Genomic DNA, 26,241 nt, shown 5'->3' on the forward strand with positions numbered 1-26,241 from the left:
GGGCTGGACCTCATGTCTGCCGTACCCCCTCCGATATCCGGGACGTCCCTTCGGGTCAGCACGGTCCACGGGGCGGTGCGCGGCACATCGGAGCAGGGTGTCGCCGTCTTCCGCGGCATCCCGTACGCCGCCGCGCCGGTCGGCCCCCGGCGCTTCCGGGCGCCCGAGCCGCCCGAGCCGTGGGAGGGGGTGCGGGACGCGGTGGCGTTCGGGCCGACCGCGCCCAAGCGGCCGTACTCCCCGCCGCTGGACCGGCTGCTGCCCGACCCCGATGTGGCGGGCGACGGCTGCCTGAACCTCAATGTGTGGACGCCGTCCCCGGCCCGCACCGGGCTGCCGGTGCTCGTCTGGATCCATGGCGGTTCGCTGCTGCACGGCTCGTCGGCGGTGCCGCTGTACGACGGGACCGCGTTCGCCCGTGACGGTGTGGTCCTGGTCTCGGTCAACTACCGGCTCGGCATCGAGGGGTTCGGGGTGTTCCCGGACGCGCCCGCCAACCTGGGGCTGCTCGACCAGATCGCGGCGCTGACCTGGGTGCGGGACAACATCGCGGCGTTCGGCGGCGATCCGGACCTGGTCACGGTGTTCGGCGAGTCGGCGGGAGCGATCAGTATCGGCGCCCTGCTGGCCGCCCCGCGGGCAAGGGGGCTGTTCCGGCGGGCGGTGCTGCAGAGCGGTGCGCCGACCGCGCTGCCGCCGGGCGCGGCCGCCCGCCGCACCACGGAGCTGATCGCCAAGCGGCTCGGGGTCGCGGCGACGGCCGGGGCGCTGGCCGCGGTGGATCCGGCGGCGCTGCTGGCCGCGCAGACCGAGGTGACGTCCGGCGGCTCCCCGCTGACCGGCGGGAACTCCTTCCAGATCGTGGTGGACGGCGATCTGCTGCCCCGCGATCCGCTCGAAGCGCTGCTGGACGGCGCCGCGTCCGAGGTCGATCTGCTGATGGGCTCGACCAGCGAGGAGTACCGGCTGTGGTTCGTACCCAGCGGTCTGACGGAGCGGCTGTCCGGGTTCAAGCTCAGGCTGGCCCTGCTGAAGTTCAAGGTGCCGGGCGCCACGGCGCGTACGTACCGCGCGAACCGGCCGGGTGCCACGCCGGGTGAGCTGCTCGGCGCGCTCGCCACCGATCTGCTGCTGCGGGTCCCGCTGAACCGGGTGGCCGACGCCCACGCAGACGCCCCGGGAAGCACCCATGTCTACGAGTTCGGCTGGCCGTCCCCGGTTCTGCGGCTGGGCGCCTGTCACGCGCTGGAGATCGGCTTCGTCTTCGACACGCTGGACCGGCCCGACGCGGTGGCGCTGGCCGGTGAGGACGCCCCGCAGGAGCTGGCCGACGCGATGCACGCGGCGTGGGTGGCGTTCGCCGCGTCCGGCGACCCCGGCTGGCCGGCCTGGGACGCCTCGCGCCCGGTGATGGGCTTCGGCCCCGGAAAGCCCGCCGTGGTGCGGGCCCCGCGCGACGAGGAGCTGCGCGGCTGGGCGCCGTACCGCGAGAACGCCTGACGGCGGCCCCGACGGCGGCCCCCGGCCCGAGGGCCGGGGGTCCTCCGGGGATCAGCCCTTGTTCTGCGCCGCCCAGAACTCGTCGAACGTGAGCAGCCCGTCGCCGTTGGCGTCGTGCGAGTTGATGACGGCCTGGGCCACCGGCTCGGTGACGTAGGGGTCGCCGAGCTGAGCCATCACGCTCTTGTACTCGGCGGCCGAGATCAGCCCGTCGCCGTTCAGATCGAACCGCTCGAATGCCTTGCGCGCCGACTCTATGTCCGCCACGGTTCCGCCCCTTCGTAATACCTGATCAATGCCTGACTGACGGGGTCAGATTAACGGTCGCGACCGATGGCGTTCGCGGCGGCCGGTCGTCGATCATGGGTGGCAGGCCCGCCGCCCGGCGGACCATGGACCGGACAGGGAAGCGGAACGCTCGTGGATGACGCGCTGGCACGGATTCTGACGGCCGCGGCGCACGGGCGGTTTCCCCCGCCGGACGGGTCGACGACCGTGGTGGGGCAGCCCGGCACCCGGGACGCGGGAGTGCTGGCGTTCACCGCGCACTCGGTGGTCTTCACCGACGAGGACCCCGGCTGGGTGCGGTCCGTGCTGGCGGGCACTCCCGGCGACGCGCTCGCCGCGACGATGAACCCGCACTTCCTGAGCGCGCTGATGGCCCGGACCGGCCGGCACATGAACACCATCGATCTGCTGACGGTCGCGGACGCGCTGCCCGGTGAACCGGAGATCGCGCTGCGGGAGATCGAGGACCCGGAGCACCCGAGGGTGGCGCGGGCGATGAAGTACCGCGACGAGGTGCGGGTCTGGGCCGCCGAGGGCGGTGTGGTGATCCTCGGCCGGGGCGTCGCGGGGCGCTGGGAGACCGCGATCGAGGTGGCCGGGGAGGCACGCGGCCGGCGGCTCGGCGAGCGGCTCGCGCGGGCGGCCCGGCAGCTGGTGCCGGACGCGGTGGTGTGGGCCCAGCAGTCGCCGGGGAACGCCCGCAGTGTGCGGACGTTCCAGGCGGCGGGCTACCGGCCGGTGGGTTCGGAGGCCCTGCTGATCGCCGGGTGAGCGGCCGGCGGGGCCGGGGCGCGCCGGTGTCCGGCGGTCAGCGGAAGACGCCGGTGTGGCCGAGCGAGTAGCGGCCCGGCTGCGGGTAGACGGCGAGTCCGTGCGGGCCGCTGCCCACCGGGATGCGGGCGAGCTGTTTGCCGGTGGCGGTGTCGATCGCGTACACCTCGGAGTGGTAACGCCCGCTCAGCCAGAGGACCTTGCCGTCCGCCGAGACCCCGCCCATGTCGGGGCTGCCGCCACCGGGCAGGTGCCATTTCTTCGCCAGCTTGCGCTGCCCGAAGTCGAAGACGGAGACGGAGCCCTCGCCGCGGTTGGAGATGTACATCTCCTTGGAGTCGCGGCTGACGTAGAGACCGTGGGCGCCCTTGCCGGTGCGCAGCAGCTTCGGGGTGGTGAACTTCTTCCCGTCCAGCACCCAGACCCCGTCGGCGATCATGTCCGCGATGTAGAAGGTCCCGCCGTCCGGCGACAGCTTCACGTCCTGTGGCATCGCGCCCTTGAACGGCAGCTTCTGCCGACCGATGACCTTCATCTTCGCCGTGTCGACCTTGAGGAGCTCGCCGGAGAACTCGCAGGAGACGATGAAGTACCGGCCGTCGGTGGAGAAGTCGGCGTGATTGACGCCAGCGCAGTCGACCGGGACGGCCCTGGCCGTCTTCATGGTGTGGGCGTCACGGAAGACCAGCTGACGGTCCATCGAGGCCATCACCACGGCGTACTTGCCGTCCGGGGTGAAGTAGAGGTTGTACGGGTCGGAGACCGGCACCGTCGGGCCGGTCTTCCCGGTGGCCGGGTCGATGGCCGTGAGGCTGTCGCCGATGTCGTTGTTGACCCAGAGGGTCTTCAGGTCCCAGGACGGGACGACGTGCTGCGGCTGGCGGCCGACCTTGATGGTCTTGATGACCTTGTACGTCGCGGGGTCGATCACGGTCACGGTGTCGGAGTTGGTGTTGGGGACGTACACCCGGGACGGGAAGTCCTTGACCGCCGGCGAGAGCTTTCCCCGGTCGGCCGCGTAGACGTCCTTGGTGTCGAGCACCGGGGGCATCCCGGGGAGCCCCGGCGGTGCGACGCGGTCGGACTCGGCGGGCCGGGCGGCCTCGCTGCCGACGGCCTGGACGTTCGTCTTCTCGGCGGAGGTGCCGCAGCCGGTGAGTACGGCCAGCAGGACGCCCCCGAGCAGGGCGGCGGTGTGCTTGGTGGAGGGAGACATCAGGTCAGCAGCTCCGTGGTCGTCACCGCGCGCAGTCGGCGGCGGTCGATTTCGGTGAGGAGGACAGGCAGCGCGGCGACCGTGTCCGCGTAGCCGAAGTGCAGGCTCACCACCGATCCGTTGCGGATCTCCCCGGCCACCTTGCGGGTGACGGCCGCGGCGCCGGGAGAGGTGAAGTCGAGGGAGTCCACGTCGTACGAGAGGACGTGCGGGTAGCCCGCCCTGGCGGCCAGCCGCTGGACGAGCGGGGTGGCGTACCGGGTGCGCGAGGGGCGGAACCAGGTGCCGATGGAGCCGGTGAGCCGGCGCAGCCGCCGGGCGCAGCCGTTGATCTCCGCGTACGCCTCGTCCTCGCCCATCGAGGAGATGTCGGCGTGGTGCTGGGTGTGGTTGCCGAGTTCGTGGCCGCCGTCGAGGATGCGCCGGGCCATGCCGGGGTGTTCGTCGAGCCAGCTGCCCACGGCGAGGACGGTGATCCGGACGTGCGCCCGTTCGGCCTCGGCGAGCACGGTCCGGGCGATGGCGGGGTCACCCTGGCCGTGGAAGGTGAGGGCGACGCGGGCGCGGTCGCGGGGGCCGTGGTCGATCTGGACCGGCTGTCCGGGGAAACGGTGCGGTCCGGGCGCGAGGTGCGGGGACGGGGACCGGATGGTCGCGTCGACGGGGTTCTTCGGGCTCACCGCGTCCGTGCCGGTGCCCGCCGGTGTGCGGGCGGTGTCGCGGTCCGCGCATCCGGCGGTGAGGACACCGGCGAGGGCGGCCCCTGCTCCCGCGCGCAGGGCGCCGCGGCGGTGCACCGGAGTGTCGGAGGCGTTCATACTCAGACACAGTAGGGGCGAATTGAGAAGATAATAACAATTTGGGCATATGGGCTAAGCGAATGAAACGCTCACTGAATCCCATAAATATTCACACTTTTGCAGGCAAGTGACCCATCACACCTGCGATTCACTCGGGAAATGTCCCACTATGGAGGCGAAGGTGCAGATTGTTCCTTTGGTGAGGAGGTCGCCCGTCTGCCATAGTCGGTGACACGACCGCATGACCCGAGCCAGGTCGTCACAAGCGGCCGTGAACACACCCCCCATTTCACGGCCCCCACACAGCAGCCCCCGAAGCGCCGCACCACGGTGAACCGGGGGCTGCTGTGCGTCCGGGTCACCGTCCGTCCGGGCGCAGGCCCGTCGCGGTCAGCGGTCGGAGATCCGCATCTCGAACCAGGTGGTCTTGCCGCGCGGCAGCAGGTCCACACCCCAGCGGTCGGAAAGCTTGTCGACGAGGAAGAGGCCCCGCCCGCTGATATCCATCGGCTGGACGGGCATCAGACAGGGCAGCCCGCGCGAGGGGTCGCGCACCTCGATCCTGATCCAGCCGCGACGGCGCAGCATCCGCAGCCCGAAGACCCGGGCGCCGGTGTGCCGCACCGCGTTGCCGACGAGTTCCGAGACGAGCAGCACGGCGTATTCGGCCGTCTGCGGGGAGAGCGCCCACTGGCGCAGCACCACGCACAAGGTGAGCCGCCGGGCGGTGGCCGCGGACTCCGGACGCGAGGGCAGCCGGACTTCGCCCTCCGTCGGGTTTCCGAACAACTCCAGCGCCTTGAACGCCTGTTCATCCTCAACGGCCGACATCCACCGCCCCGCTGTCGCACCGCTGTGCGGTCGCGGCTGCTCCATACCCTCCAGGCCCGCCATGGGCACCATCATGGCCGCACGACGGGCACCCCGGGGGCGTTCCGAAGGAATCCGCACCCCGGAACGCACCATTCCGCAGAGATCGGTAGGCATATGCCGCTGACAGAACGCGGCCCGCCACAGCCCCTCTGACCTGCGCGGATACCCTCTCCGAGCGAGGTTTGCGGGCCTGTTGGGGAGCTGGACCTCATGGTTCTCTCAAGGTCCAGCCAATCCGCCCGCACGGATGAACCCGCGTCACCCCGTACCCAACTGTCGTTCGTTCAGAGGAACTTGGCCTTGCCCGGACCCTCTTCCACAAAGCTGCGCATTCCGCGCTCCCGGTCCTCGGTGGCGAACAGTCCGGCGAACCAGTTCCGCTCGATCGTGAGCCCGGTGTCGATGTCCGTCTCCAGACCGGCGTCGACGGATTCCTTGGCGGCGCGCAGCGCCAGAGCCGGTCCCTTCGCCAGCGCGGCGGCCCAGGCGTGCGCCTGCTCGTACACCTCGGCGGCGGGCACCACACGGTCCACCAGGCCGATCGACAGGGCCTCTTCGGCGCGTACATGACGACCGGTGAAGATCAGGTCCTTGGCCCTGGAAGGGCCGATCAGCCGGGCCAGGCGCTGGGTGCCGCCCGCGCCCGGGATCAGCCCGAGCAGGATCTCGGGCTGGCCCAGCTTGGCGTTGTCGGCGGCGATGCGGAAGTCGGCGCAGAGCGCCAGCTCGCAGCCGCCGCCCAGCGCGTAGCCGGTGACGGCGGCGACGACGGGCTTGGGGATCCGGGCCACCGCGGTGAACGAGTCCTGCAGTGCCTTGGACCGTACGACCATCGCCGTATGGTCCATCGCCTGCATCTCCTTGATGTCCGCGCCCGCCGCGAACACCTTCTCGCCGCCGTAGAGGACCACGGCGCGCACGTCGTCGCGCCGGGTCGCCTCCTCGGCGAGTTCACGCAGCCGGTCCTGGGTGGCGACGTCCAGGGCGTTCATGGGCGGGCGGTCCAGCAGGATCGTGCCGACGCCGTCGCGTACTTCGAGATTTGCGGTCATAGGAGGCAGGTTAACTGCGGTTAACGGCGACGGGCCCGGTGCTGTTGGTCACAGCGCCGGGCCCGCTCCGCGTTCCTTGCTCAGAGGGCTACTTGGTCCACTCCGACCAGGACATGTTCCAGCCGTTGAGGCCGTTGTCCGGCTGGATCGTGCTGTCGTGCGAGTTCTTCACGACCACGACGTCACCGATGAGCGAGTTGTCGAAGAACCAGGCCGCCGAGGTCTTCTTGCTCCAGGCACCGCGCACGTCCTGCAGACCGACGCAGCCGTGGCTGGTGTTGGTCGAACCGAAGATGCTGGAGGCACCCCAGTAGTTGCCGTGGATGAAGGTGCCCGAGGTGGACAGCCGCATTGCGTGCGGCACGTCCTTGATGTCGTACTCGCCGCCGAAGCCGACGGTGTCACCGTTCATCCGGGTCACCTTGAGCTTCTCGCTGATGACCATCTGGCCGTTGTACGTGGTGGTCGCCGGGGCGCCCGCCGAGATCGGGATGTCCTTGATCTGCTGACCGTCGCGGACGACCTTCATCCGGTGCGTGCTCGCGTCGACCGTGCTGACCTGCTTGCGGCCGATGGTGAAGGAGATCGTCTTGGCCTGCTTGCCGTAGACACCGGGGCGTCCCTCGACGCCGTCGAGGTTGAGCTTGACGGTCACCTTGGTGCCCGCGGCCCAGTACTCCTCGGGGCGGAAGTCGAGGCGGTCGTTGCCGAACCAGTGGCCCTCGACCGGGACGGACGGCTCGGCCGTCACCTTGATCGCGTTCTCGACCGCGTCCGGGTCGGTGATGCCGCGGGTGAAGTGGATCGAGACGGGCATCCCGACGCCGACCGTGGAGCCGTCCTCCGGGGTGTACTGCCCGATGAAGGTGTTCTGCGGAACCAGTGTGGTGAAGCTGGTGTCCTTCGCCGACTCACGGCCTTCCGAGTCCTTGGCGACCGCGTGGACCTTGTACTTGGTCGCCGCGGCCAGATGCTGGTCCGGCGCCCAGCTCGCGCCGTCCGCCGCGATCTTCCCCTCGACCTCGGCGCCCTTGGGGTCGGAGACCTTGACCGTGGTCAGCTTCCCCCGGTCGGCCGAGACCTTCAGCGCCCCGCTGGTCGCGACGGAGTCCGCGCCGTCCTTGGGCGCGATGGTCACCACGGCCTGCGAGGCGGAGGTGTCGTCGACCGTCCCCCCCTTGCCGCCCTTACCGCTGCCGGCGTCGTCTCCGCCGCCGCACGCCGTCACCAGCAACAGCAGCGCACCCAGTACCAGAGCCAGCAGTCCGGTGGACCCTCGCCCGCCCCGCACGCTGTTCGCCCCGGCCGATGTCCCCGATATCGGCTGCCCGTTCAATGTGGTCGTCTCCCCTCGCACGGCCTGGCCCCGCCAAGACCCCGGAAGCCCGAAGGCCCCCTCCCCCGCGCGCTGCACATGCGCGCTCAGCGAAAGATAATCACACCGGCCGTGGGGAAATGACCCCCCGGATGTCACCGTTCAGTCCCAAGTTGTCCCGGGCCTTCACCGGGTGGCGCGGGACGCGGCGGGCCGGGGCGGTCCTACGGGGCCTCAGCGGAGGGCGGAGCCTGCCTTCCACCGGGTCCAGTCCAGATTCCAGCCGCCGAGCCCGTTGTCCGGCGCGACCTGCCCGTCCTCGGAGTTGACGACCTCGACCACATCGCCGATGAGTGTCCGGTCGAAGAACCAGCCGGCCGGGGTTTCGCTGCTGCCGCCCCGCACGTCGCGCAGCCCGACACAGCCGTGGCTGACGTTGTCCGAGCCGAAGATGTCCTCGTCCGACCAGTAGTTGCCGTGCAGGAAGGTTCCGGACTCGGTGAGCCGGACGGCGTGCGGGACGTCCTTGATGTCGTACTCGCCGCCGAAGCCGACCGTGCGGCCGTCCATCCGGGTCATGTCGTGCATCTCGGTGACCACCATCTTCCCGTTGTACGTGGCCGTCGTCCCCGGGGCGCCCGCCGTGATCGGGACGGTGGAGACGGGCTCCCCGTCGCGGCGCACCTCCATGGTGTGCGCGGCCGCGTCGACCAGGGACGTCTGGGAGCGGCCGATCTCGAACACGACCTTCTTGTCCTGGGTGCCGTACACGTTCGGCGCGCCCTCCACATCGCGCAGCGCCATCTCGACGGTCACCTCGGTGCCCGGCTTCCAGTAGTCGGCGGGCCGGAAGTCGAGCCGGTCCTCGCCGAACCAGTGCCCCACCACCTCGACCGGCGGAACGGCGGTCACCCGGATCGCCTTCTGCACGGCCGCGCGGTTGGTGACCGGCCGGTTGAAGTCGAAGGAGACGATCATCCCGGTGCCGACCGTGGACCGGTTCTCCGGTTTGAAGTAACCGATGAAGCGGTGTTGGGGCACGACCGTGGCGAAGGTGGTGTGGCGGGCCGAGCGGTTCCCCGAGCCGTCCACGGCCACCGCGTCCACGCTGTACTTGGCGGCGAGCCCGAGCCGGCCCGCCCCTCCCAGGGGCGCCCAGGACCGGCCGTCGTCCGCGATCCGGCCCGGCACCTCCTGACGCTGCGCGTCCTCGATCCGCGTCACCTCGACACTCTCCAGCCGCCCGTCGGGGACCTTCACCGCGATCCGTTCGTCCGGGCCGATGTTCTTCGCCCCGTCCTGCGGGGTGACCTGGATCAGGTCCTGCGGCGGGTTTGCCTTCCCGCTGAAGATCGATCCGGCGCCGGTACAGCCGCTCAGTACGGCCAGCACGACGAGCAGTCCTGCCCATGTCAGCACGGTGGCCGGGTTCGCCACCGGCTTCTTCGCTACGTGGTTCACGTCCCCCCAACGACGGGGGCCGGTCGGGGGAAACGTGAGTGCGGGCGCCGGGGTGGGCAGAAACAGAGGGGAGGACCACACTCGGGGAGCCGCGGCCGGGACGCCGTGCGCTCCCTTTCGGTGCCGGTCCCCACGAGCCGCGGGAGGCGAGCAGGTGTCGAGCGCAGCCGAGCAGGAGGCAGTGCAGGAGCCGGAAACGGCCGCCGGGCGGCAGCGGCGGGAGGTCGTGCCGGGGCAGCCGCCCGCCGTGTGGCCCGGTGCCCCGACACCGCTCGGGGCCCGGTTCCGGGTGGGCCCCGACGGGGTCGCGGGCACCAACTTCGCGCTCTGGGCCGGTGGTTCGGAGGCCGTCGAACTCTGCCTCTTCGACGAGGACGGGACCGAGCACCGGCTCGTGCTGACCGAGCTGACCCATGAGATCCGGCACGGCTTCGTGCCGGGCGTACGGCCGGGGCAGCGCTACGGCTACCGGGTGCACGGCCGCTGGGACCCCTGGACCGGGGCCCGCTGGAACCCGGCGAAACTGCTGCTCGATCCGTACGCGCGAGCGGTGGACGGCTCGTTCACGCTTCCGGCCGAGGTGTACGGCCATGTGAGGGACTGGCCGCAGCAGCAGGTCGCCGACACCGTCCGCGACGAACGGGACTCCGCTCGTCACGTCCCCAAAGGGGTCGTGGTCCATGACGACGACGACTGGGCGGAGGACCGCCGGCCCAAGACCCCGTGGGCGGATTCCGTCATCTACGAACTGCATGTACGCGGCTTCACCAAGCTGCACCCGGGCATCCCCGAGGAGCTGCGGGGCACGTACGCCGGGCTCGCCCATCCGGCGGCGATCGGGCATCTGCTGCGGCTCGGGGTGACGGCGGTGGAACTGCTGCCGGTCCATCAGTTCGCCCACGAGGACCATCTGCTCCGGCGCGGGCTGCACAACTACTGGGGCTACAACTCCATCGGCTACTTCGCCCCGCACGCCGACTACTCGGCGAGCGGCACCGCGGGCCAGCAGGTCGGCGAGTTCAAGCGGATGGTGCGGGCCCTGCACGACGCCGGGATCGAGGTGATCCTCGACGTGGTCTACAACCACACGGCCGAGGCGGGCGAGCTCGGTCCGATGCTGTCGCTGCGCGGCATCGACAACCGCGGCTACTACCGGCTCCAGCCCGACGCCCGCAGATACGCCGACTACACCGGCTGCGGCCACACCCTGCACGTGGTCCGGCCGCAGGTGCTGCGGCTGATCACGGACTCGCTGCGCTACTGGGTGACGGAGATGGGTGTCGACGGCTTCCGCTTCGACCTGGCGGCCGCGCTGGCCCGCTCCATGCACGACGTCGACATGCTCTCGCCGTTCCTCGCGGTGATCGCCCAGGACCCGGTGCTGCGCCGGGTGAAGCTGATCGCCGAACCGTGGGACGTCGGCGACGGCGGCTATCAGGTGGGCGCCTTCCCGCCGCTGTGGACCGAGTGGAACGACCGCTACCGGGGCGCCGTACGGGACTTCTGGCGCGGCGCCCTGCCCGACGTACGCGACCTCGGCTACCGGCTGACCGGGTCCAGCGATCTCTATGCGTGGGGCGGCCGGCGCCCGTACGCCTCGGTCAACTTCGTCACCGCGCACGACGGCTTCACCCTGCGCGACCTGGTGAGCTACGAGCACAAGCACAACGAGGCCAACGGCGAGGGCAACCGGGACGGCACGAACGACAACCGGGCCTGGAACTGCGGTGCCGAGGGCGAGAGCGAGGACCCCGGGATCAACGCGCTGCGCCGCCGCCAGCTGCGCAATCTGCTGACCACGCTGCTGCTGTCGACGGGGGTGCCGATGCTGGTCGCGGGCGACGAGATGGGCCGTACCCAGGGCGGCAACAACAACGCCTACTGCCAGGACAACGAGGTCGGCTGGCTGGACTGGTCGCTGCTCGAACAGCCCGTCTGGCGGGAGCTGACCGAGCTGACGGCGCGGGTGCTGCGGCTGCGCCACAGCCATCCGGTGCTGCGCCGCCGGGCCTTCTTCTCCGGGCTGCCACAGGCGGCGGACGGGCTGCGGGACCTGGCGTGGTTCACCCCGGGGGGTACGGAGATGACCGAGGCCGACTGGTACGCGCCGGCCGCCACGGTCGGGCTCTATCTCTCCGGGCGCGACATCCCCGGCCGGGACGCGCGGGGCGAACAGATCACGGACGACAGCTTTCTGGCGATCCTGCACGCGGACCACCGGCCGTCCGGCTTCCGGCTCCCCGGGCCGCCGTGGGCACAGAGCTACGAGCTGGTCCTGGACACCTCGCGGGAGGACCAGGCCACGGCCCCCGGCACCACCCACCCGGGCGACGGGACGCTGACCGTGCCGCCCAGGTCGGTGCAGCTGCTGCGCGTCACGGGGTGAGCGGGGTGAGCGGGTGCGGCCGGGTCAGCCGAGGATGCCCCGGTCGTAGCCGATCGCCACGGCCGCGGCCCGGTCCTTGGCGCCCAGCTTGGCGAAGACATGGGTGAGATGGGTCTTCACGGTCGCCTCGCTGATGAACAGCTCGGCGGCGATCTCCCGGTTCGACGTGCCCTTCGCGACGAGTTCGAGCACCTCGCGCTCGCGGACCGACAGCGCCTCGCCGCCCGCCGCGGGGGTGCGCACCCGCGAGATGAGCCGGGAGGCGACGGCGGGCGAAAGCACGGTACGGCCGTCGGCGGCGGCGCGGACGGCGGTGAACAGCTCGTCGCGGGGCGCGTCCTTGAGCAGATAGCCGGTCGCCCCGGCCTCGATCGCGGGCAGGGTGTCGGAGTCGGTGTCGTACGTGGTGAGGACCAGCACCTTGGACCGGGCACCGCGCCCGGCCAGTTCGGCGATGGCGGCGACTCCGCCGCCGCCCGGCATCCGCAGGTCCATCAGGACGACATCGGGGTCCAGCCGGACCACCAGATCGACCCCCTCCACCCCGTTCGACGCCTCTCCGAGGACCTCGAAGCCCGGGGCCGAATCGAACATGCCGCGCAGACCGTCCCGTACGACGGGGTGGTCGTCGACGACGACGAGCGTGATGACGCGTGCGGATTCCTGAGCCATGGCAGGCCAACCGTACTGGTCATCGGGTGTGCCGGACCAGGAGGACCCGGGCGCTGACCGCCGTGCCGCGGCCCGTCTCCGTCTCCACCTCGACGGTGCCCGCGATGCGCTCGGCGCGAGCCCGCATGCCACCGAGCCCGAAGCCGCCCGCACCGCTGTACGGCGGCAGGGCGGCCGGATCGAAGCCGCAGCCGTCGTCCCGTACGTCCAGGGTGAGTTCGTCCCCCATGAACGAGAGCGTGACACCGACCCGGGAGGCCCCGGCGTGGCGGCCGACGTTGGCGAGGGCCTCCTCGGCGATCCGGAGAAGGGTGGCGGCGATCTCGTCGTGGACCGGCTCGACGGTCCCGGTGACGGTGAACTCGGCCCGGACTCCTTGGCGTTCCGCCCAGTCGGTGACCGTGCGCTTCAGCGCGCCCGGCAGGTCGTCGTGTTCCAGTGCGGCGGGGACCAGGTCGTGGACCGAGCGACGCGCCTCGCCGAGGCTGTGCCGGCCAGGGCGGCGGCGCGGTCCAGGTGCACCCGGGCCAGCGCCGGGTCGGTGTCGCCGATCGAGGTCACCACCTGGAGCTGGGCGATGATGCCGGCCAGGCCCTGGGCCAGGGTGTCGTGGATCTCGGCGGCGAGCCGGCGGCGCTCGTCGGCGACGCCCGCCTCGCGGGCCTGGACCAGGAGCTGGGCGTGCAGCCCGGCGTTCTCCGCCAGGGCCTGTTCGAGGCGGGCGTTGGCCGACTCCAGTTCGGCGATGGTGTCGACCTGGGTGCGGGCGTGGTCGGCCTCGCGGTCGCCGATCTTGGCGAAGACCATGGTGAGGGTGGCGTGCAGGCCGAACAGGGCGGCGAAGGCGACCCAGTTCATCAGGGAGACCGGCGGCAGGCCGCTGCCGCACTGCGCGCCCGCCATGATGACGGCGGTGGCCAGCAGCGCGGGACGGACGGCCCGGCGCGGGAGCAGTCGGCCGGTGTCGAAGTATCCGAGGATCGCGAACACCGAGAAGAACGGGTTGCACCAGGTCAGTGCGAAGGCGAGCGCGAAGCGGGCGACGTAGTAGAACTGCGACGCCCGCGATTTGGGAGGAACGGCCGGCCTGACCCTCCCCCACCACAGCTGAAGGGCGAAGGCCACCGGCACCAGCACTACGACGGCGTACACGTCCGCGCGGTCCATGATGAGCGGGGAGGTCACGGCCGAGACGACGGTGCTCAGGCCGAGGAACCCGTAGGGCGCGTACCTGAAGAACCGTTCCCACCCCAGCTCGGCGCTCATCGTGCGCTTCCTGTGCGCCGTTGCCGTGTCCCACGCTTTCATGGACGCAGTCTCCACGTCCCCCGCGTGACGGTCACTCCCACCGGAACAGGCGGGTCGCGAGCAGCGTCACCAGGGCCGTCCACACCGCCATCACACCGAGCTGGGTGAAACCGGGCCAGCCGCCGGACGCCGCCCGGTCCAGCGCCTCGGACGCCGCGCCGAACGGGGTGAGCCGGACGATGTTCCGGAGGGTGTCGGGCATCGACTGCACCGGGATCCAGACGCCGGCGGTGAACATCATCAGGAGGTTCACGACCGAACTGATGCCGGCGGACGCCTTGGTCGTACGGGAGAGGGCGCAGAGCAGTGCGCCGACGGTCAGCACGCTCGCCGTCGACAGGAGCAGCGCCAGGGCATGGCCGACGGGCTGTCCGGGCAGTTCGACGCCGAAGGCGACCCGGCCGACGGCCATCGCCAGTGCGGCGGAGCCGAGGGCGGCGGCGCCGTGCAGGGCGATCTGCGCGGTGAGCAGCGCGGAGGGGCGTACCGGCGTGGTGGACATCCGGCGCAGGATGCCGCGTTCGCGGTAGCCGGTGAGTACGGGCGGCATGGCCTGCAGCCCGGACATGATCACGGCGAGCAGCACCGCCACCGGTACGTACAGATCGATGACGCGCCGGCCGCCGAGTGCGTCGTCGGGGTCCCGGAAGGAGGGGATCAGGCCGAGGATCGTCATGAGCGCGGTCGGGAAGACGAGGATCCAGAACAGGGCGGCGGGTTCGCGGAGGAAGAGCCGGGTCTCGGACCTGAGCACCGCCTTGCGCGCGGATGCCGGTGCGGGTGCCGTCGCGGCCTGCGCCGTGGCCGGGTTCGCCGTGGTCATCTCAGGCCGCCTGTTCTGTGAGGTCGAGGAAGGCGTCGTCGAGCGTCGCCTCGGAGATGCGGAGCCGGTGTGCGGTGATGCTGTGCCGGGCCAGCAGGGAGATCACGGCGTTGACCGTCTCGTCGGTGCCGCTGATGACGATCCGGTCGTCCTCGCGCCCCACGGAGGCCGCGCCGGGCAGCTGCCCCAGCTCGGTGTCGGTGAGCGGCCGCGACGGGGTGAAGGAGATGACCGTGGAGCTGTCCGCCTTGCCGATCAGGCCGGACGGGGTGTCGAGGGCGACGACCTTCCCCTTGTCGATGACGGCGATCCGGTCGCAGAGCTTCCTGGCCTCCTCCATGAAGTGGGTGACCAGCAGAACGGTGACGCCGCTGTCGCGTACGTCCTCGATCAGCTTCCAGGTGTCCCGGCGGGCCCGTGGGTCCAGGCCGGTGGTCAGCTCGTCGAGCACCACCACGCGCGGGTTGCCGACCAGGGCGAGCGCGATGGACAGCCGCTGCTTCTGACCGCCGGACAGCTTGGCGAAGCGGGTGCCGTACGCGGTGTGCAGGCCGAGCCGTTCGGCGAGCTCCCGCCAGTCGGCGGGGGCCGGGTAGAAGGCGCTGTACAGCTCCAGCGCCTCGGCCACGGTGAGTTTGGGCTGGAGTTCGCTCTCCTGGAGCTGGGCGCCGAGCAGCCGGGTGACCCGGTCGTGGTCGGCGACGGGGTCGAGTCCGGCGACGCGGACCGTACCGGCGTCGGGAACCCGCAATCCCTCGACGCACTCGACGGTGGTGGTCTTGCCCGCGCCGTTGGGGCCGAGGATCCCGAAGATCTCCCCCTCGTCGACGGCGAAGCTCACTCCGTCGACCACGGTGCGCCCGGCGTACGCCTTCTGCACCCCGTTCACTTCGATGATTGCCATGACCCCGAGCATCGCGTCGCGGGGTCCGGCGCACCATCGTCCATCGCGCTCGAAGGGGCATCAGCCGATCGGTTGATACGGGCTACGACCTGCGTTCCCCGGGCCCGGCCACCGCCCGTCGGCCGAAAAAACCACATGAGCGATGTCAGGGTGAACCGTAGGCTCGACTGTGATGCCCGAAAAACATGCAGAGCCCAAGGACCGGTCCACCGTTCAGTCCCTGTTGCGGTTGTGGCCTTATGTGAAGCCGGTACGCAAGCGTCTGTTCGGCGCCGCGCTGGTGGCGATCGCCGCGTCCTGCGTCGGCCTGGTGATCCCCCTCGTACTGAAGTGGATCGTCGACGGGCCGGTGGCGGACCGCGACCCGGGCGGGGTCTGGCTCGGCGCGCTGTACCTGCTGCTGCTGGGCATCGGCGAGGCGGCGCTGTTCGGGGTGCGACGGTGGATGGTGGCGCGGCCGCTGGCCGGGGTCGAGGCGGCGATGCGGGCCGATCTGTACCGGCATCTCCAGCGGCTGCCGGTGGCGTTCCACGACCGCTGGCCGTCGGGGCAGTTGCTCTCACGTGCGACCACGGACCTGATGCTGTTGCGTCAGTTCCTGGCCTTCCCGCTGACCTTCCTGCTGGTCAACGGGGCGACGATCCTGATCGGCTTCGTCATCCTGCTGATGCAGCAGTGGACGCTGGGACTGGTGCTGCTCACTCCGGTGGTGCCGATGGTGATCATCTGCCTGGTCTTCGAGACGAAGTTCTCGGCGGTGGCGCGCCGGGCCCAGGACCAGGTCGGTGATCTGACGACGGTCGTCGAGGAGAGTGTGCTCGGCATCCGCATCATCAAGGGCTTCGGCCGGCACCGCAGCCAGGCCCTCTCCTTCCGTTCCCTCTCGGAGCGGCTGCGCACCACGGAGCTGGGCAAGGCCCGTCTCCTCGCGGGCATCTGGGGCTCCATCACCCTGATCCCGGAGCTGGCCATCGGTGCGGCACTGGTGCTCGGCACGGTCCAGGTCGCGGACGGCGGCCTCTCCGCGGGCACCCTGGTCGCCTTTCTCTCCACCGCGCTCGCGCTGCGGTGGCCGGTCGAGTCGATCGGCTTCCTGCTGGCGATGAGCCAGGAGTCGGCGACGGCGACCGAGCGGTTCTTCGAGGTGATGGACGTGGCCGAGGAGGACGACGCGCCCACCGTCGCCGGGCAGGCCCCGGAGAGCGGACCGTCCCGCGGTGAAATGGTCTTCGAGGGCGTGGAGTTCCGCTATCCCGACGCGGCGCCCGGCTCCGTGCCCGTGCTGTCCCGTATCGATCTGCGCATCCGGCCCGGCGAGACGATGGCCCTGGTCGGGGCGACGGGTTCCGGGAAGACGACGCTCACCGCCCTGGTGCCGCGGCTGCACGAGGCCACCGCGGGGCGGATCACCCTGGACGGTACGGACATCACCACCATGCCCCGGGAGCGGCTGCGCGAGCTGGTGTCCGTGGCCTTCGAGGAGCCGACGCTCTTCTCGGCGAGCGTCGGGGAGAACGTGCTGATGGGCGCCGCGGGGGCCGGGGAGGACGAGTTGCGCAGGGCACTCGCCATCGCCCAGGCCGACTTCGCGCACGATCTGCCCGAGGGCGTGGGCACCCAGGTCGGCGAGCAGGGCCTCAGCCTCTCCGGCGGACAGCGGCAACGGCTGGCGCTGGCCCGCGCCGTGGTCGGCCGGCCGCGCTTCCTGGTCCTGGACGATCCGCTCTCCGCACTGGACGTGCACACGGAGGCGCTGGTGGAGGCCGCGCTGCGGCGGGTCCTGGCGGAGACCACGGCGATCGTGGTCGCGCACCGGCCGTCCACGGTGATGCTCGCGGACCGGGTGGCGCTGCTCTCGGAGGGCCGGATCGCCGCCGTCGGCACCCATCAGGAACTGCTGCGCAGCAGCCCCGAGTACGCCTGGCTGATGTCGGGCGCCGAGGGCGCGGCGGACGCGCCCGCCGAGGACGCCTTCCCCGACCTGTCCGCCGAGGACCTCCTCGCCGAGAAGGGCACCCGATGACCAGTACGACGACCGCGGACTCCTCCCCCGCCGAGGACGCGGCGGACGCCGCGGGCCCCGAGGGCGCCGGGGACCGCTTCGACCGGGACGATCTGCCCACCCCGCCCGGCGCGACCCGGGCACTGCTGAGATCGCTGCTGCGGCCGATGAAGGCCCGGATGGCGCTGACCGCGCTGCTGCTGCTGGTCCAACAGGCCGCGGTCCAGGCCGGCCCGCTGCTCGTCGCGTACGCCATCGACAGCGGGGTGCCCGCGTTCCGGGACGCGGACTACGGGCCGTTGATCGCGGTGGCGGTCGGGTACGCGCTGTGCTCGGCGGTGGCCGGGGGCATGCAGTACGCGTTCGTCCGGGTCGCCGCCCTGATCAACCAGGACGCGCTGCTCGATCTGCGCGGGCGGATCTTCCGTCATGCGCAGGCGCTCAGCGTGGACTTCCACGAGCGCTACACCTCGGGCCGGCTGATCTCCCGTTCCACCACGGACGTGGAGTCGCTGCGGGAGCTGCTCAGCGAGGGACTTCAGGAGCTGATCGGCGTCGTCCTGTCCTTCGTCTCCATCTCGTTGATGCTGCTCTGGCTGGACTTCGGTCTGGGCGCGCCGGCCGTGCTCTCCTTCGTCCCGCTGTATCTGCTGGTGCGGCGCTTCCAGCGGCGGGCCGGAGTGCTGTACGCCGAGCGGTCGTCGGCGATCGCCGCGGTCATCGTGAAGTTCGCGGAGACGATGAACGGCATCCGCCCCGTCCAGGCCTTCCGCCGCGAGCCCGTCAACGACGCGCACTTCGAGGGCCTCAACAACACGCACCGGTGGACCAACGGCAGCGCGATGCTGGAGATGGGGCGCTATGTCGTCGGCTCCCGGCTGGTCGCCAACACCGCGGTCGCCGGAATCGTGCTCTGGGGGGCGTACCGGGTGGCCTCGGGCACCCTGGCGCTCGGGGTGCTGGCCGCGGCCGTGCTCTATCTGCGCCGGCTGTACGACCCGATCGACCGGCTCGGCATGTTCCTCAACTCCTACCAGTCGGCCGCTGCCTCGCTGGAGAAGATCGCGGGTCTGCTGGCCCAGACCCCGTCCGTCCCCGAGCCGTCGAACCCGCGCGAGCTGCCGGCCCTCACGGGCGAACACCCGGGCCGCGAGGTCGTCTTCGACCAGGTGCGCTTCGCGTACCGCACGGGCGGCGAGGTGCTGCCCCGCTTCGATCTGACGGTCCCGGCCGGGCAGACCGTCGCCGTGGTCGGATCGACGGGCGCGGGCAAGTCGACGCTGGCCAAGCTGCTGGCCCGGTTCTACGACCCGACGGACGGCCGGGTGCTGCTCGACGGTACGGATCTGCGCGACCTGGCCGTGCCGGAGCTGCGGCGAGGCGTGGTGATGGTGACCCAGGAGGCCTTCCTGTTCTCCGGGACGGTCGCCGAGAACATCGCGATCGGCAACCCGGACGCGACCCGTGCGGAGATCGAGCAGGCCGCCAAGGCGATCGGCGCGCACGATTTCATCAGCGGACTGCCCGACGGATACGACACCGACGTACGCAAGAGGGGCGGCCGGATCTCGGCCGGCCAGCGCCAGTTGGTCGGCTTCGCCCGCGCCCTGCTGGCGAACCCGGCGGTGCTGATCCTCGACGAGGCGACGAGCTCGCTGGACGTCCCCGGCGAGCGGGCGGTGCAACGGGCCATGGACACGGTGCTGCACGGCCGCACCGCGGTGGTGATCGCCCACCGCCTCTCCACGGTGGAGATCGCGGACCGGGTCCTGGTGATGGAGCACGGCCGCATCGTGGAGGACGGCGCCCCGGCCGAACTCATCGCCGGCACGGGCCGCTTCGCGGGGCTGCACCGGGCGTGGCGGGAGAGCCTGACGTGAGCGGCCTCCGTGTAGGATCCGCGATTCGGTGCGCACTGTGCTCGTGGGGTGCGCACCGAATGCGCAATTCCAGGAATCTGTGCGCACTGACTCCGGACAGTAACTAGCTACCGCCGTATGACCGTTCAGGTTTCAGCCCGGGTACGTGGGACGTGCGAACAGCCGATAGCGTCAGTCCGCTACGACGGCATGTGCCGGACTTCCTGCTGGTCATGGAGTGGGGAGTGGTGCAGGTGGTGAACGTCAAGCCTGCAGATCGGCTCACGGATCCACAAATCACGGAGGCGTTGGCCTGGCCGGGTGAACTGGTCGAACGCCACGGTTGGGAGTACGAAATCTGGTCCGGGGCGGATCGGGTGGTCCTGGAGCACGTTCGGTTCCTCGCGGCCTGCCGCAGTCCCGGCGTGGTCCCAGAGGCCGAGATCGAACGGGCTTGGGACAGCGTGCAGGACGTTGATCGGCTCGGGGTCGCCGAGCGGCGGCTGGCGGCCGGGCGCCCCGACCACGAGGCGCGAACGCCACTTTTGGCACTGGTGTGGTCTGGGCGGCTGACCACTGATCTATCCCACCCGTTGCCAACTGTCGATCTCTTGCGAGCCTTCGCGCCGGGACGCGCAGGGCACTCAGTGCCGTCCCCGGTCTCCCGGACGACTCGGCCAGCGATCACTAACGTGTGGTAGATGAAAGATTCGTACATGGATCCGGGGACCCCGGACTGTCGCAGCGCCATGCGGTACCTGTGGTGGCTGATCACCAGTCAGCGCCGTCGGATCGCCGCCGGTGCGCTGCTTGGCAGCGCCTGGATGCTCTGTCTGACGTTGCCGCCGTACTTACTGTCCCGCGCCATCGACGACGGGCTGGAACCAGGACAGCAGTCCGCACTGGTCGGCTGGGTCGCGGCGTTGTTGGGTGTGGGGGTGTTGAACGCGTGGCTGGCCATCATGCGACACCGCACGATGACCAGGGTGCGGCTGGACGCCGCCTTTCGTTCTGTACAGGTTGTGGTCATGCAGGCGACCAGGCTGGGCGGGGCGCTGCCGCGCCGGGTCACGGCCGGGGAAGTCGTCACGATCGGGTTCGGCGACGTCGCCGTGATCGCCAACACGCTGACCATCACCGGCCCCGGTGTCGGCGCGGTCCTCGCCTATGTCGTTGTGGCCGCGCTGCTGCTGACCGTTTCGCCGCTGCTCGCCGTGGTGGTGCTGCTCGGTGTGCCACTGCTCGCGGTGTTGGTCGGTCCACTGCTGGGGCGGCTGCAGGGCGTCGAGGCGACGTACCGGGAGCAGCAGGGCGGGCTCGCCGCTCGTTTCGAGGACATTGTCGGGGGCTTACGCGTCCTCAATGGTATTGGCGGTAAGGAGGTGTATGCCGAGCGCTACCGGCGCGGCTCGCGGACGTTGCAGGCGGAGGGGTACCGCGTCGGCGCGGTGACCAGCTGGATCCAGGCCCTTGGTGTCGGCCTTCCCACCCTGTTCCTCGGGGCCGTGACCTGGCTGGCGGCCCGGATGGCCGCTCAACAGGCCATCACTCTTGGCGAGTTGGTTGCCGTCTACGGCTACGTCGCGGTCCTTGTGGTGCCGGTCTCGTTCTTCATCGAGGGCGGCTACGACCTCAGCCGGGGACTGGTCGCTGCCCGCAGAGTCATACGTTTCCTGGCTCTGGAGCCCGATTCCGTCGACAGGGACGCGGCTTCGGACGGGCCCGGGTCGCCGTCCACGCTTCGTGATCCGGCATCCGGCGTCGAGGTGGCGCCCGGAAGACTGACCGCATTGGTCAGCGCCCGGCCGTCGGAGTCTGCGGCGGTGGTCGACCGTCTCGGCCGATTCGTCGAGTCGGCCGCGACCTGGGGCGCGATACGCCTCGACGAGATCGACCTGACGCACGTTCGCCGGCGGATCCTCGTCGCCGACAACGAGGCCGATCTGTTCGCCGGTTCGCTGCGCGAGGTGATCTGCGGCAAGTGGGACCGGGACGAGGAAACCATCGGTCGCGGTGTCCACGCGGCCATGGCGCAGGACATCGTCCGCAGCCTGCCGGACGGGCTCGACTCGCCCGTCGACGCGCAGGGCCGCAACCTCTCCGGAGGTCAGCGGCAGCGCATCCGGCTGGTCCGGACCCTGCTCGCCGATCCCGAGGTACTCCTCGCGGTCGAGCCCACCTCTGCGGTCGATGCACACACCGAGGCGGCCATCTCGACCCGACTGCGCGCCGCACGGTCCGGCCGCACCACAGTCGTCACCAGCACGTCACCGCTCCTGCTGGACCAGGCGGACACCGTGTACTACCTGGTCGACGGCTCCGTCGCGGCCGTCGGCAGCCATCGTGAACTCCTGGACCGGCAGCCCGGCTACCGCCTCCTGGTGTCCCGCAGCGTGGATGACGACGGCCACGACCGCCCGGACGAAGGAACCGTCCCGCCGTTCCAGGAGGCCGTGCGATGACTGCCGGCTCCCAGCCGACGGCCCGAGCCCTGCCCATCGCCGAACCATTTCGGATACGCCAGGCGGCGCTCCGGCTGATCCGACTGGACGCTCGCGCTTTCGCCGCCATGATCGGCCTCAACGCGCTGGCCGCAGGTGCCGGACTCGTCGGCCCGTGGCTGCTCGGCCGCATCATCGACGAGGTCAGGGCCGGCAGCGGAGTGTCCACAGTGGACCGCCTTGCGCTCACCATCCTCGTCTTCGCACTGGCGCAGCTCCTCCTGGTCCGTTATGCCGGCTACGTCGGACACCGCTTCGGCGAGCGGACCCTGGCGCGTATCCGTGAGCAGTTCGCCGACCGGGCGCTCGCGCTGCCCGCCGCGGTGGTCGAGCGGGCCGGCACAGGCGACCTGATGACCCGTGGCACCACCGATGTCGCCGCGGTCGGCGCCGCCCTCCGGGATGCCGGGTCCGAGGTCCTCATCGCCGGAGTCCAGGTGTTGTTCATCCTCGGTGCGGTCTTCGCGCTTGACCCGCTGCTCGGTGCGTGCGGGGTGCTGGGCCTGCTCGGTATCCGGTTCGCCGCCCGCTGGTATCTGCGCCGAGCCCTCATCGCGTACCTTGCCGAGGGAGCCGCCAACTCGGCTCTCGCGGAGCAACTCGCGGCCACCGCTGCCGGCGCCCGCACCGTCGAAGCCCTCGGCCTGCAGCAGCGCCGCATCACGGCATGCCAAGAGGAGATCGAAAGGTGCCGGAGCACCCGGACCCGAACACTGTTCCTGCGCAGTGTGCTCTTCCCGGCCGTGGACATCTCCTACGTCATTCCCGTGGTCGGTGTCCTGCTGATCGGCGGCGTGCTGCACGATCACGGCACGATGAGCCTCGGCGCAGTGGTCGCCTCGGCCCTGTACCTGCGGCAGCTCTCCCAGCCCCTGGACACCATCCTGCAGCGGATCGAGCAACTGCAAAGCAGCAGCGCCTCCTTCGCCAGGGTCGAGGGCCTCGGCCCGGCACCGCAAGCACCACCGGCCGCCTCCCCCACACCGACCGACGACCGGATCGAAGTGGCCGATGTGCGCTACGCCTACGACGACGGAAGCGACGTCCTGCACGGCGTCAACCTGACGGTCCTGCCCGGCGAGCGACTGGTGATCGTCGGCCCCTCCGGTGCGGGCAAGACCACCTTGGGCAGACTGCTGGCAGGCATGGACACACCGCACACCGGCTCAGTGACGGTAGGGCAGGTCCCGGTCGCCGACCTGGACCCCGACCAGCTGCGCCGACACGTCGTCCTCGTCACCCAGGAGCACCACGTGTTCCTCGGCACGGTCCGGGACAACCTGCAGATCGCCTCGGCCGGTGCCACCGATACCGAACTGCGCGCGGCGCTCGCCGCCGTCGGCGCCGACTGGGCCGACGAGCTGCCGGACGGCCTGGACACCGATCTGGGCCACGGAGGACACCGGCCGGACGGTGCCCAGGCGCAGCAGCTCGCCCTGGCGCGCGTGGTGCTGGCCGACCCACACACGCTGATACTCGACGAGGCCACCGCGCTCCTGGACCCGAGGACCGCCCGGCACACGGAGCGGGCGCTGGCCGCCGTGCTCGAAGGCCGGACCGTCGTCGCCATCGCCCACCGCCTGCAGACGGCCCACGACGCCGACCGGGTGGCCGTGATGGAGGACGGCCGGATCACCGAACTGGGCACCCATGACGAGCTCGTGACGGCCGACGGCGCCTACGCCGCACTCTGGCGCTCCTGGCACGGCGAACGGCCGCCCGCACCCTGAGCCGGCGCCCCATCGCCGCCCCGGACAGATCTCGCGGGTTCTGTGCTGCCCCTACCGACTGTGACCGACCGTGGAGAGCCAGCGGCGCCGATTGCTCGGGGCGGGTGGAGGCCGTCCATGGGCGGCGGCCTACGAAACCGGGGGACCGGGGGCCGACAGGGCGATCGCCGCGGCGGGGCACAGGTCGACGGCCTCACGAACCGAGTCCCGCGCCCCGGCGGACGGCTCGGGTCGCAGCACGATCGCCTTGCCGTCGTCCTGACGCTGGTCGAACACCTCACCGGCCGTCAGCACGCACATTCCGGAGCCGACGCAGCGCTCGGCGTCCACGGTGATCCTCATCGGTCACGCCTCCCAGGTGACCGGGAGGCTCTTCACCCCGTAGACGTCCGCGGTCTCCGGACGCAGCGCAACCTCCTCGGGCGGTACGGCCAGACGCAGTGTGGGGAAGCGGTTGAACAGCGCGGGGAACGCGACCTTCATCTCGACACGGGCCAGCTGCTGCCCCAGGCACTGGTGGATGCCGTGGCCGAAGGCCAGGTGCCCGCCGTCCTGCCTGCGGAGGTCGAGCACATGGGGGTCGGCGAAGCGCTCGGGGTCGCGGTTGGCGGTGTTGTACGACAGGATCACCCGCGAGCCCGCCTCGATGGTCCGGCCGCCCACCTCGACGTCCTCCAGCGCCGTCCTCATGAACGTCTTCGCGACACTGAGGTATCGCAGCAGTTCCTCCACGGCCCGGTCGGTGAGCGCGGGATCGGCGCGCAGCGCGGCCAGTTGCTCCGGGTTGCGCAGCAGCGCGAAGGTGCCGAGGGCAAGCATGTTCGCGGTGGTGTCGAGCCCGGCCGCCAGCAGGAGCAGGGCCATCCCCCTCAGTTCCTCGTCGGTCAGATCGCTGTCGGTGAGGTCGCTGAGCACGTCGTCGGTGGGGTTCGCGCGTTTGGCGGCCACCAGCTCCGCGAGGTAGTGCTGGGTCCCCGTATAGGCCGCGATCAGGTCCTCGTCGCTCGTCTCCCCGTTCATGAACGAGTCGACCTGCTCCTGGAAGGAACCCCGGTCCCGGTACGGCACCCCCAGCAGTTCACAGATCACGATGGCGGGGATGGGCTTGGCGAACGCGGTCACCAGGTCCGCCGACGGCCCGGCCTCCTCCATGGCGTCCAGGTGGTCGGCGGTGATCTGCTCGATGCGCTCGGTGAGCAGTCGCATCCGTCGTACGGTGAACTTGCCCATCAGCGGCTTTCGATAGCGGCTGTGCCGGGGCTCGTCCATGAGGAGGAACTCGCCGGGCGGCGCCGGGGGTGCCTTCATGTCTCCGTAGTCGATGGTCGGGTGGAGCATGAGCTCCTTGCGTGAGCTGAACCGCGAGTCGGCCAGGACCGACCTGACCAGGTCGTATCCGGTGATCAGCCAGCCGGGCTGTCCACCGGGGAAGGTGTAGTGGCTGATGGCGCTGTGCCGGCGGGCGTCGACCAGCTCTGCCGGCGGGTCGAAGGGGCAGCCGGACGGACGCGCCGTCGGCGTCGTCGCGACGGTGTGCAGGAATTCACCCATGACCATCCCTCATCTCGCGATAGTGCGCGTTTGACGATGCTCGAAAGCTACGTTGCATTCAGAATGACTGTCAATAAACAGAATTGCATTTCCCCAGGTGAACTGCGGAAAATTGATGCAATGACGCTGGACTCGAATGCAATATCGCGTTGCAATGAATGATGGCGAAAGCAATACTGACGGCATGCCAGGAGAACGGTTGACCCAGCAGGACCGCCAGCGCATCGCGGCCGGAATCGCCGACGGGCTCTCCTACGCCGAGATCGCGAGGCGGCTCGACCGGCCGACCTCGACGATCAGCCGGGAGATCGGACGCAACGGCGGCTCCGGCGGCTACCAGCCCCAGCGGGCGCACCGGGCGACGGGCCGGCGAGCGCGGCGCGGCACACCGACACCCCCGCGCGCGGCCGGACCACCGGGTGACAGGGCGGGAGAGGAGATCATCGAGATGGCGGTCCGGGCGGGGCTGCCGAGGATGACCGCACGCGTGCACGTCGACCTGCTGCTGTCCGAGGACGGCAGGCGCACCGCGGCCGAACTGACCCGCAGGCTGAAGGTCAGCCCCGCCTCTGTCTCCTTGGCCGTGAACTACCTCGTCCAGCACGGCTATGTCCGGCGCGAGCGCGATCCGCAGCGGCGTCGCGACATCTACGTGATCGACGACGAGGCCTGGTACCAATCCATCGTCCTCAGCACGCGGCAGACGCTCGAAGCGGCGCAGTCCGCGATGGCCACGGCGGAGGCGGCCGGGCCCGACAGCCCCGTGGGGCGGCGGATGGCCAAGGCAGGGGCATTCCTGGAGCGGGTCAGCCTGGACATCATGGAGTCGGCCGACCGCTGGCGCAGCCTCCTGGCGTGAGGGGGCTCGGACGAACCCGGGCAGCCGGCCGACCAGTTCCCGAGGACGCCCCGGATCGCCCGCGGCGGGCGATGAATCACTGCCCTGCCCGGCCCGATCACACATCACCCGGTCCACAGCTCTTACGCCTGATCATGCGCCTGGCAGCCGCGGCGCCGCACCACTCCCACCAACGGCACCGCACCCCGAAGGGGGCGATCGGCGCATGACCAAGCCTGGGAGCGCGGTGTGCCACAGAATCATGACCGGCTCCCCCGTGCCGGGCGGACGGTGTGGCTAGTGCCGCATCAGGCAACCTTTGCCCTGTTGTGATGTGACGCGCCGTCCGGGTGCTGTGGTGGACGGCGCGTGGGCGTCATTCTGTCCGGGT

Annotated in this window: 20 protein-coding genes and 1 pseudogene; 8 read left to right on the forward strand and 13 right to left on the reverse strand. The window is 70.7% G+C overall.

Going from position 1 to position 26,241, the window contains the following annotated elements:
- The first annotated feature begins 12 nt into the window (after nucleotides 1-12).
- Nucleotides 13-1,500, forward strand: a complete 1,488-nt coding sequence (locus ABZY11_RS20810) for a carboxylesterase family protein (RefSeq protein ID WP_356480545.1) — start codon at nucleotides 13-15, stop codon at nucleotides 1,498-1,500.
- A gap of 51 nt (nucleotides 1,501-1,551) precedes the next feature.
- Here ABZY11_RS20810 and ABZY11_RS20815 read toward each other — a convergent pair whose 3' ends face one another.
- A complete protein-coding gene (locus ABZY11_RS20815; RefSeq protein WP_123461777.1) occupies nucleotides 1,552-1,767 on the reverse strand; it encodes an EF-hand domain-containing protein in 216 nt (71 codons plus the stop codon).
- A 153-nt stretch (nucleotides 1,768-1,920) separates the two neighbouring features.
- Between ABZY11_RS20815 and ABZY11_RS20820 the strand changes: the two genes are divergently transcribed.
- Nucleotides 1,921-2,559 (forward strand): GNAT family N-acetyltransferase, encoded by a 639-nt coding sequence (locus ABZY11_RS20820; RefSeq protein WP_356480546.1) that lies wholly within the window; start codon nucleotides 1,921-1,923, stop codon nucleotides 2,557-2,559.
- Nucleotides 2,560-2,596: 37 nt separating this feature from the next.
- Here ABZY11_RS20820 and ABZY11_RS20825 read toward each other — a convergent pair whose 3' ends face one another.
- The 6 genes from ABZY11_RS20825 to ABZY11_RS20850 all read right to left on the reverse strand — a co-directional run bounded on the left by ABZY11_RS20825 (nucleotide 2,597) and on the right by ABZY11_RS20850 (nucleotide 9,276).
- On the reverse strand, nucleotides 2,597-3,775 hold the full coding sequence (locus ABZY11_RS20825) for a hypothetical protein (RefSeq protein WP_356480547.1): 1,179 nt from the start codon (nucleotides 3,773-3,775) through the stop codon (nucleotides 2,597-2,599).
- On the reverse strand, nucleotides 3,775-4,593 hold the full coding sequence (locus ABZY11_RS20830) for a polysaccharide deacetylase family protein (protein WP_356480548.1): 819 nt from the start codon (nucleotides 4,591-4,593) through the stop codon (nucleotides 3,775-3,777). Before ABZY11_RS20830 ends, ABZY11_RS20825 begins: the two co-directional genes overlap by 1 nt.
- A 372-nt stretch (nucleotides 4,594-4,965) precedes the next feature.
- The gene (locus ABZY11_RS20835) at nucleotides 4,966-5,481 is read right to left on the reverse strand and encodes an ATP-binding protein (protein ID WP_356480549.1); all 516 of its coding nucleotides are present in this window, start codon (nucleotides 5,479-5,481) and stop codon (nucleotides 4,966-4,968) included.
- A 251-nt stretch (nucleotides 5,482-5,732) separates the two neighbouring features.
- A complete protein-coding gene (locus ABZY11_RS20840) occupies nucleotides 5,733-6,500 on the reverse strand; it encodes an enoyl-CoA hydratase-related protein (RefSeq protein WP_356480550.1) in 768 nt (255 codons plus the stop codon).
- Nucleotides 6,501-6,588: 88 nt separating this feature from the next.
- Nucleotides 6,589-7,836 carry an Ig-like domain-containing protein gene (locus ABZY11_RS20845; protein ID WP_356480551.1) on the reverse strand — a complete coding sequence of 416 codons (1,248 nt, stop codon included), beginning with the start codon at nucleotides 7,834-7,836 and terminating at the stop codon, nucleotides 6,589-6,591.
- Nucleotides 7,837-8,049: 213 nt separating this feature from the next.
- Entirely contained in the window at nucleotides 8,050-9,276 is a 1,227-nt protein-coding gene (locus ABZY11_RS20850; protein WP_356480552.1) for an Ig-like domain-containing protein, read from the reverse strand.
- A gap of 154 nt (nucleotides 9,277-9,430) precedes the next feature.
- Here ABZY11_RS20850 and glgX point away from each other — a divergent pair, with 154 nt between their 5' ends.
- Nucleotides 9,431-11,662: a glycogen debranching protein GlgX gene (gene glgX, locus ABZY11_RS20855; protein ID WP_356480553.1), complete on the forward strand. Its 2,232-nt coding sequence runs from the start codon at nucleotides 9,431-9,433 to the stop codon at nucleotides 11,660-11,662.
- A 24-nt stretch (nucleotides 11,663-11,686) separates the two neighbouring features.
- Here the strand turns inward: glgX and ABZY11_RS20860 are convergent, their stop codons facing one another.
- From ABZY11_RS20860 to ABZY11_RS20875, 4 genes and pseudogenes are all read right to left on the reverse strand, one after another.
- Nucleotides 11,687-12,334 carry a response regulator transcription factor gene (locus ABZY11_RS20860; RefSeq protein ID WP_356480554.1) on the reverse strand — a complete coding sequence of 216 codons (648 nt, stop codon included), beginning with the start codon at nucleotides 12,332-12,334 and terminating at the stop codon, nucleotides 11,687-11,689.
- 19 nt (nucleotides 12,335-12,353) lie between these two features.
- Nucleotides 12,354-13,642: pseudogene (locus tag ABZY11_RS20865) on the reverse strand (sensor histidine kinase).
- A 31-nt stretch (nucleotides 13,643-13,673) separates the two neighbouring features.
- Entirely contained in the window at nucleotides 13,674-14,465 is a 792-nt protein-coding gene (locus ABZY11_RS20870; RefSeq protein WP_356480555.1) for an ABC transporter permease, read from the reverse strand.
- A 1-nt stretch (nucleotide 14,466) separates the two neighbouring features.
- On the reverse strand, nucleotides 14,467-15,369 hold the full coding sequence (locus ABZY11_RS20875; protein ID WP_356480556.1) for an ABC transporter ATP-binding protein: 903 nt from the start codon (nucleotides 15,367-15,369) through the stop codon (nucleotides 14,467-14,469).
- 172 nt (nucleotides 15,370-15,541) lie between these two features.
- On the opposite strand from ABZY11_RS20875, the gene ABZY11_RS20880 reads away from it, so the two are divergent.
- The 4 genes from ABZY11_RS20880 to ABZY11_RS20895 all read left to right on the forward strand — a co-directional run bounded on the left by ABZY11_RS20880 (nucleotide 15,542) and on the right by ABZY11_RS20895 (nucleotide 23,461).
- The gene (locus ABZY11_RS20880) at nucleotides 15,542-17,392 is read left to right on the forward strand and encodes an ABC transporter ATP-binding protein (protein WP_356480557.1); all 1,851 of its coding nucleotides are present in this window, start codon (nucleotides 15,542-15,544) and stop codon (nucleotides 17,390-17,392) included.
- On the forward strand, nucleotides 17,389-19,251 hold the full coding sequence (locus ABZY11_RS20885; RefSeq protein ID WP_356480558.1) for an ABC transporter ATP-binding protein: 1,863 nt from the start codon (nucleotides 17,389-17,391) through the stop codon (nucleotides 19,249-19,251). Before ABZY11_RS20880 ends, ABZY11_RS20885 begins: the two co-directional genes overlap by 4 nt.
- Before the next feature lie 680 nt (nucleotides 19,252-19,931).
- On the forward strand, nucleotides 19,932-21,692 hold the full coding sequence (locus ABZY11_RS20890; protein WP_356480559.1) for an ABC transporter ATP-binding protein: 1,761 nt from the start codon (nucleotides 19,932-19,934) through the stop codon (nucleotides 21,690-21,692).
- The gene (locus tag ABZY11_RS20895; RefSeq protein WP_356480560.1) at nucleotides 21,689-23,461 is read left to right on the forward strand and encodes an ABC transporter ATP-binding protein; all 1,773 of its coding nucleotides are present in this window, start codon (nucleotides 21,689-21,691) and stop codon (nucleotides 23,459-23,461) included. Before ABZY11_RS20890 ends, ABZY11_RS20895 begins: the two co-directional genes overlap by 4 nt.
- A gap of 129 nt (nucleotides 23,462-23,590) precedes the next feature.
- On the opposite strand, the gene ABZY11_RS20900 is transcribed toward ABZY11_RS20895, so the two are convergent.
- Entirely contained in the window at nucleotides 23,591-23,803 is a 213-nt protein-coding gene (locus ABZY11_RS20900) for a ferredoxin (protein ID WP_356480561.1), read from the reverse strand.
- Between the two features lie 3 nt (nucleotides 23,804-23,806).
- Nucleotides 23,807-25,012, reverse strand: a complete 1,206-nt coding sequence (locus ABZY11_RS20905; protein ID WP_356480562.1) for a cytochrome P450 — start codon at nucleotides 25,010-25,012, stop codon at nucleotides 23,807-23,809.
- A gap of 199 nt (nucleotides 25,013-25,211) precedes the next feature.
- Between ABZY11_RS20905 and ABZY11_RS20910 the strand changes: the two genes are divergently transcribed.
- Complete coding sequence (locus ABZY11_RS20910; RefSeq protein WP_356480563.1) at nucleotides 25,212-25,871, forward strand: helix-turn-helix domain-containing protein; 660 nt, start codon at nucleotides 25,212-25,214, stop codon at nucleotides 25,869-25,871.
- Nucleotides 25,872-26,241 lie beyond the last annotated feature (370 nt).

The sequence above is a fragment of the Streptomyces sp. NPDC006510 genome (genome assembly GCF_040611955.1).
Classification (GTDB): Bacteria; Actinomycetota; Actinomycetes; order Streptomycetales; family Streptomycetaceae; genus Streptomyces.

Coding starts and splice junctions, on each gene's coding strand:
- ABZY11_RS20810 (WP_356480545.1), top strand. CDS start 13: ATGTCTGCCGTACCCCCTCCGATATCCGGGACGTCCCTTCGGGTCAGC.
- ABZY11_RS20825 (WP_356480547.1), bottom strand. CDS start 3,775: ATGTCTCCCTCCACCAAGCACACCGCCGCCCTGCTCGGGGGCGTCCTG.
- ABZY11_RS20830 (WP_356480548.1), bottom strand. CDS start 4,593: ATGAACGCCTCCGACACTCCGGTGCACCGCCGCGGCGCCCTGCGCGCG.
- ABZY11_RS20835 (WP_356480549.1), bottom strand. CDS start 5,481: ATGATGGTGCCCATGGCGGGCCTGGAGGGTATGGAGCAGCCGCGACCG.
- ABZY11_RS20840 (WP_356480550.1), bottom strand. CDS start 6,500: ATGACCGCAAATCTCGAAGTACGCGACGGCGTCGGCACGATCCTGCTG.
- ABZY11_RS20860 (WP_356480554.1), bottom strand. CDS start 12,334: ATGGCTCAGGAATCCGCACGCGTCATCACGCTCGTCGTCGTCGACGAC.
- ABZY11_RS20870 (WP_356480555.1), bottom strand. CDS start 14,465: ATGACCACGGCGAACCCGGCCACGGCGCAGGCCGCGACGGCACCCGCA.
- ABZY11_RS20875 (WP_356480556.1), bottom strand. CDS start 15,369: ATGGCAATCATCGAAGTGAACGGGGTGCAGAAGGCGTACGCCGGGCGC.
- ABZY11_RS20880 (WP_356480557.1), top strand. CDS start 15,542: ATGCCCGAAAAACATGCAGAGCCCAAGGACCGGTCCACCGTTCAGTCC.
- ABZY11_RS20885 (WP_356480558.1), top strand. CDS start 17,389: ATGACCAGTACGACGACCGCGGACTCCTCCCCCGCCGAGGACGCGGCG.
- ABZY11_RS20890 (WP_356480559.1), top strand. CDS start 19,932: ATGAAAGATTCGTACATGGATCCGGGGACCCCGGACTGTCGCAGCGCC.
- ABZY11_RS20895 (WP_356480560.1), top strand. CDS start 21,689: ATGACTGCCGGCTCCCAGCCGACGGCCCGAGCCCTGCCCATCGCCGAA.
- ABZY11_RS20900 (WP_356480561.1), bottom strand. CDS start 23,803: ATGAGGATCACCGTGGACGCCGAGCGCTGCGTCGGCTCCGGAATGTGC.
- ABZY11_RS20905 (WP_356480562.1), bottom strand. CDS start 25,012: ATGGGTGAATTCCTGCACACCGTCGCGACGACGCCGACGGCGCGTCCG.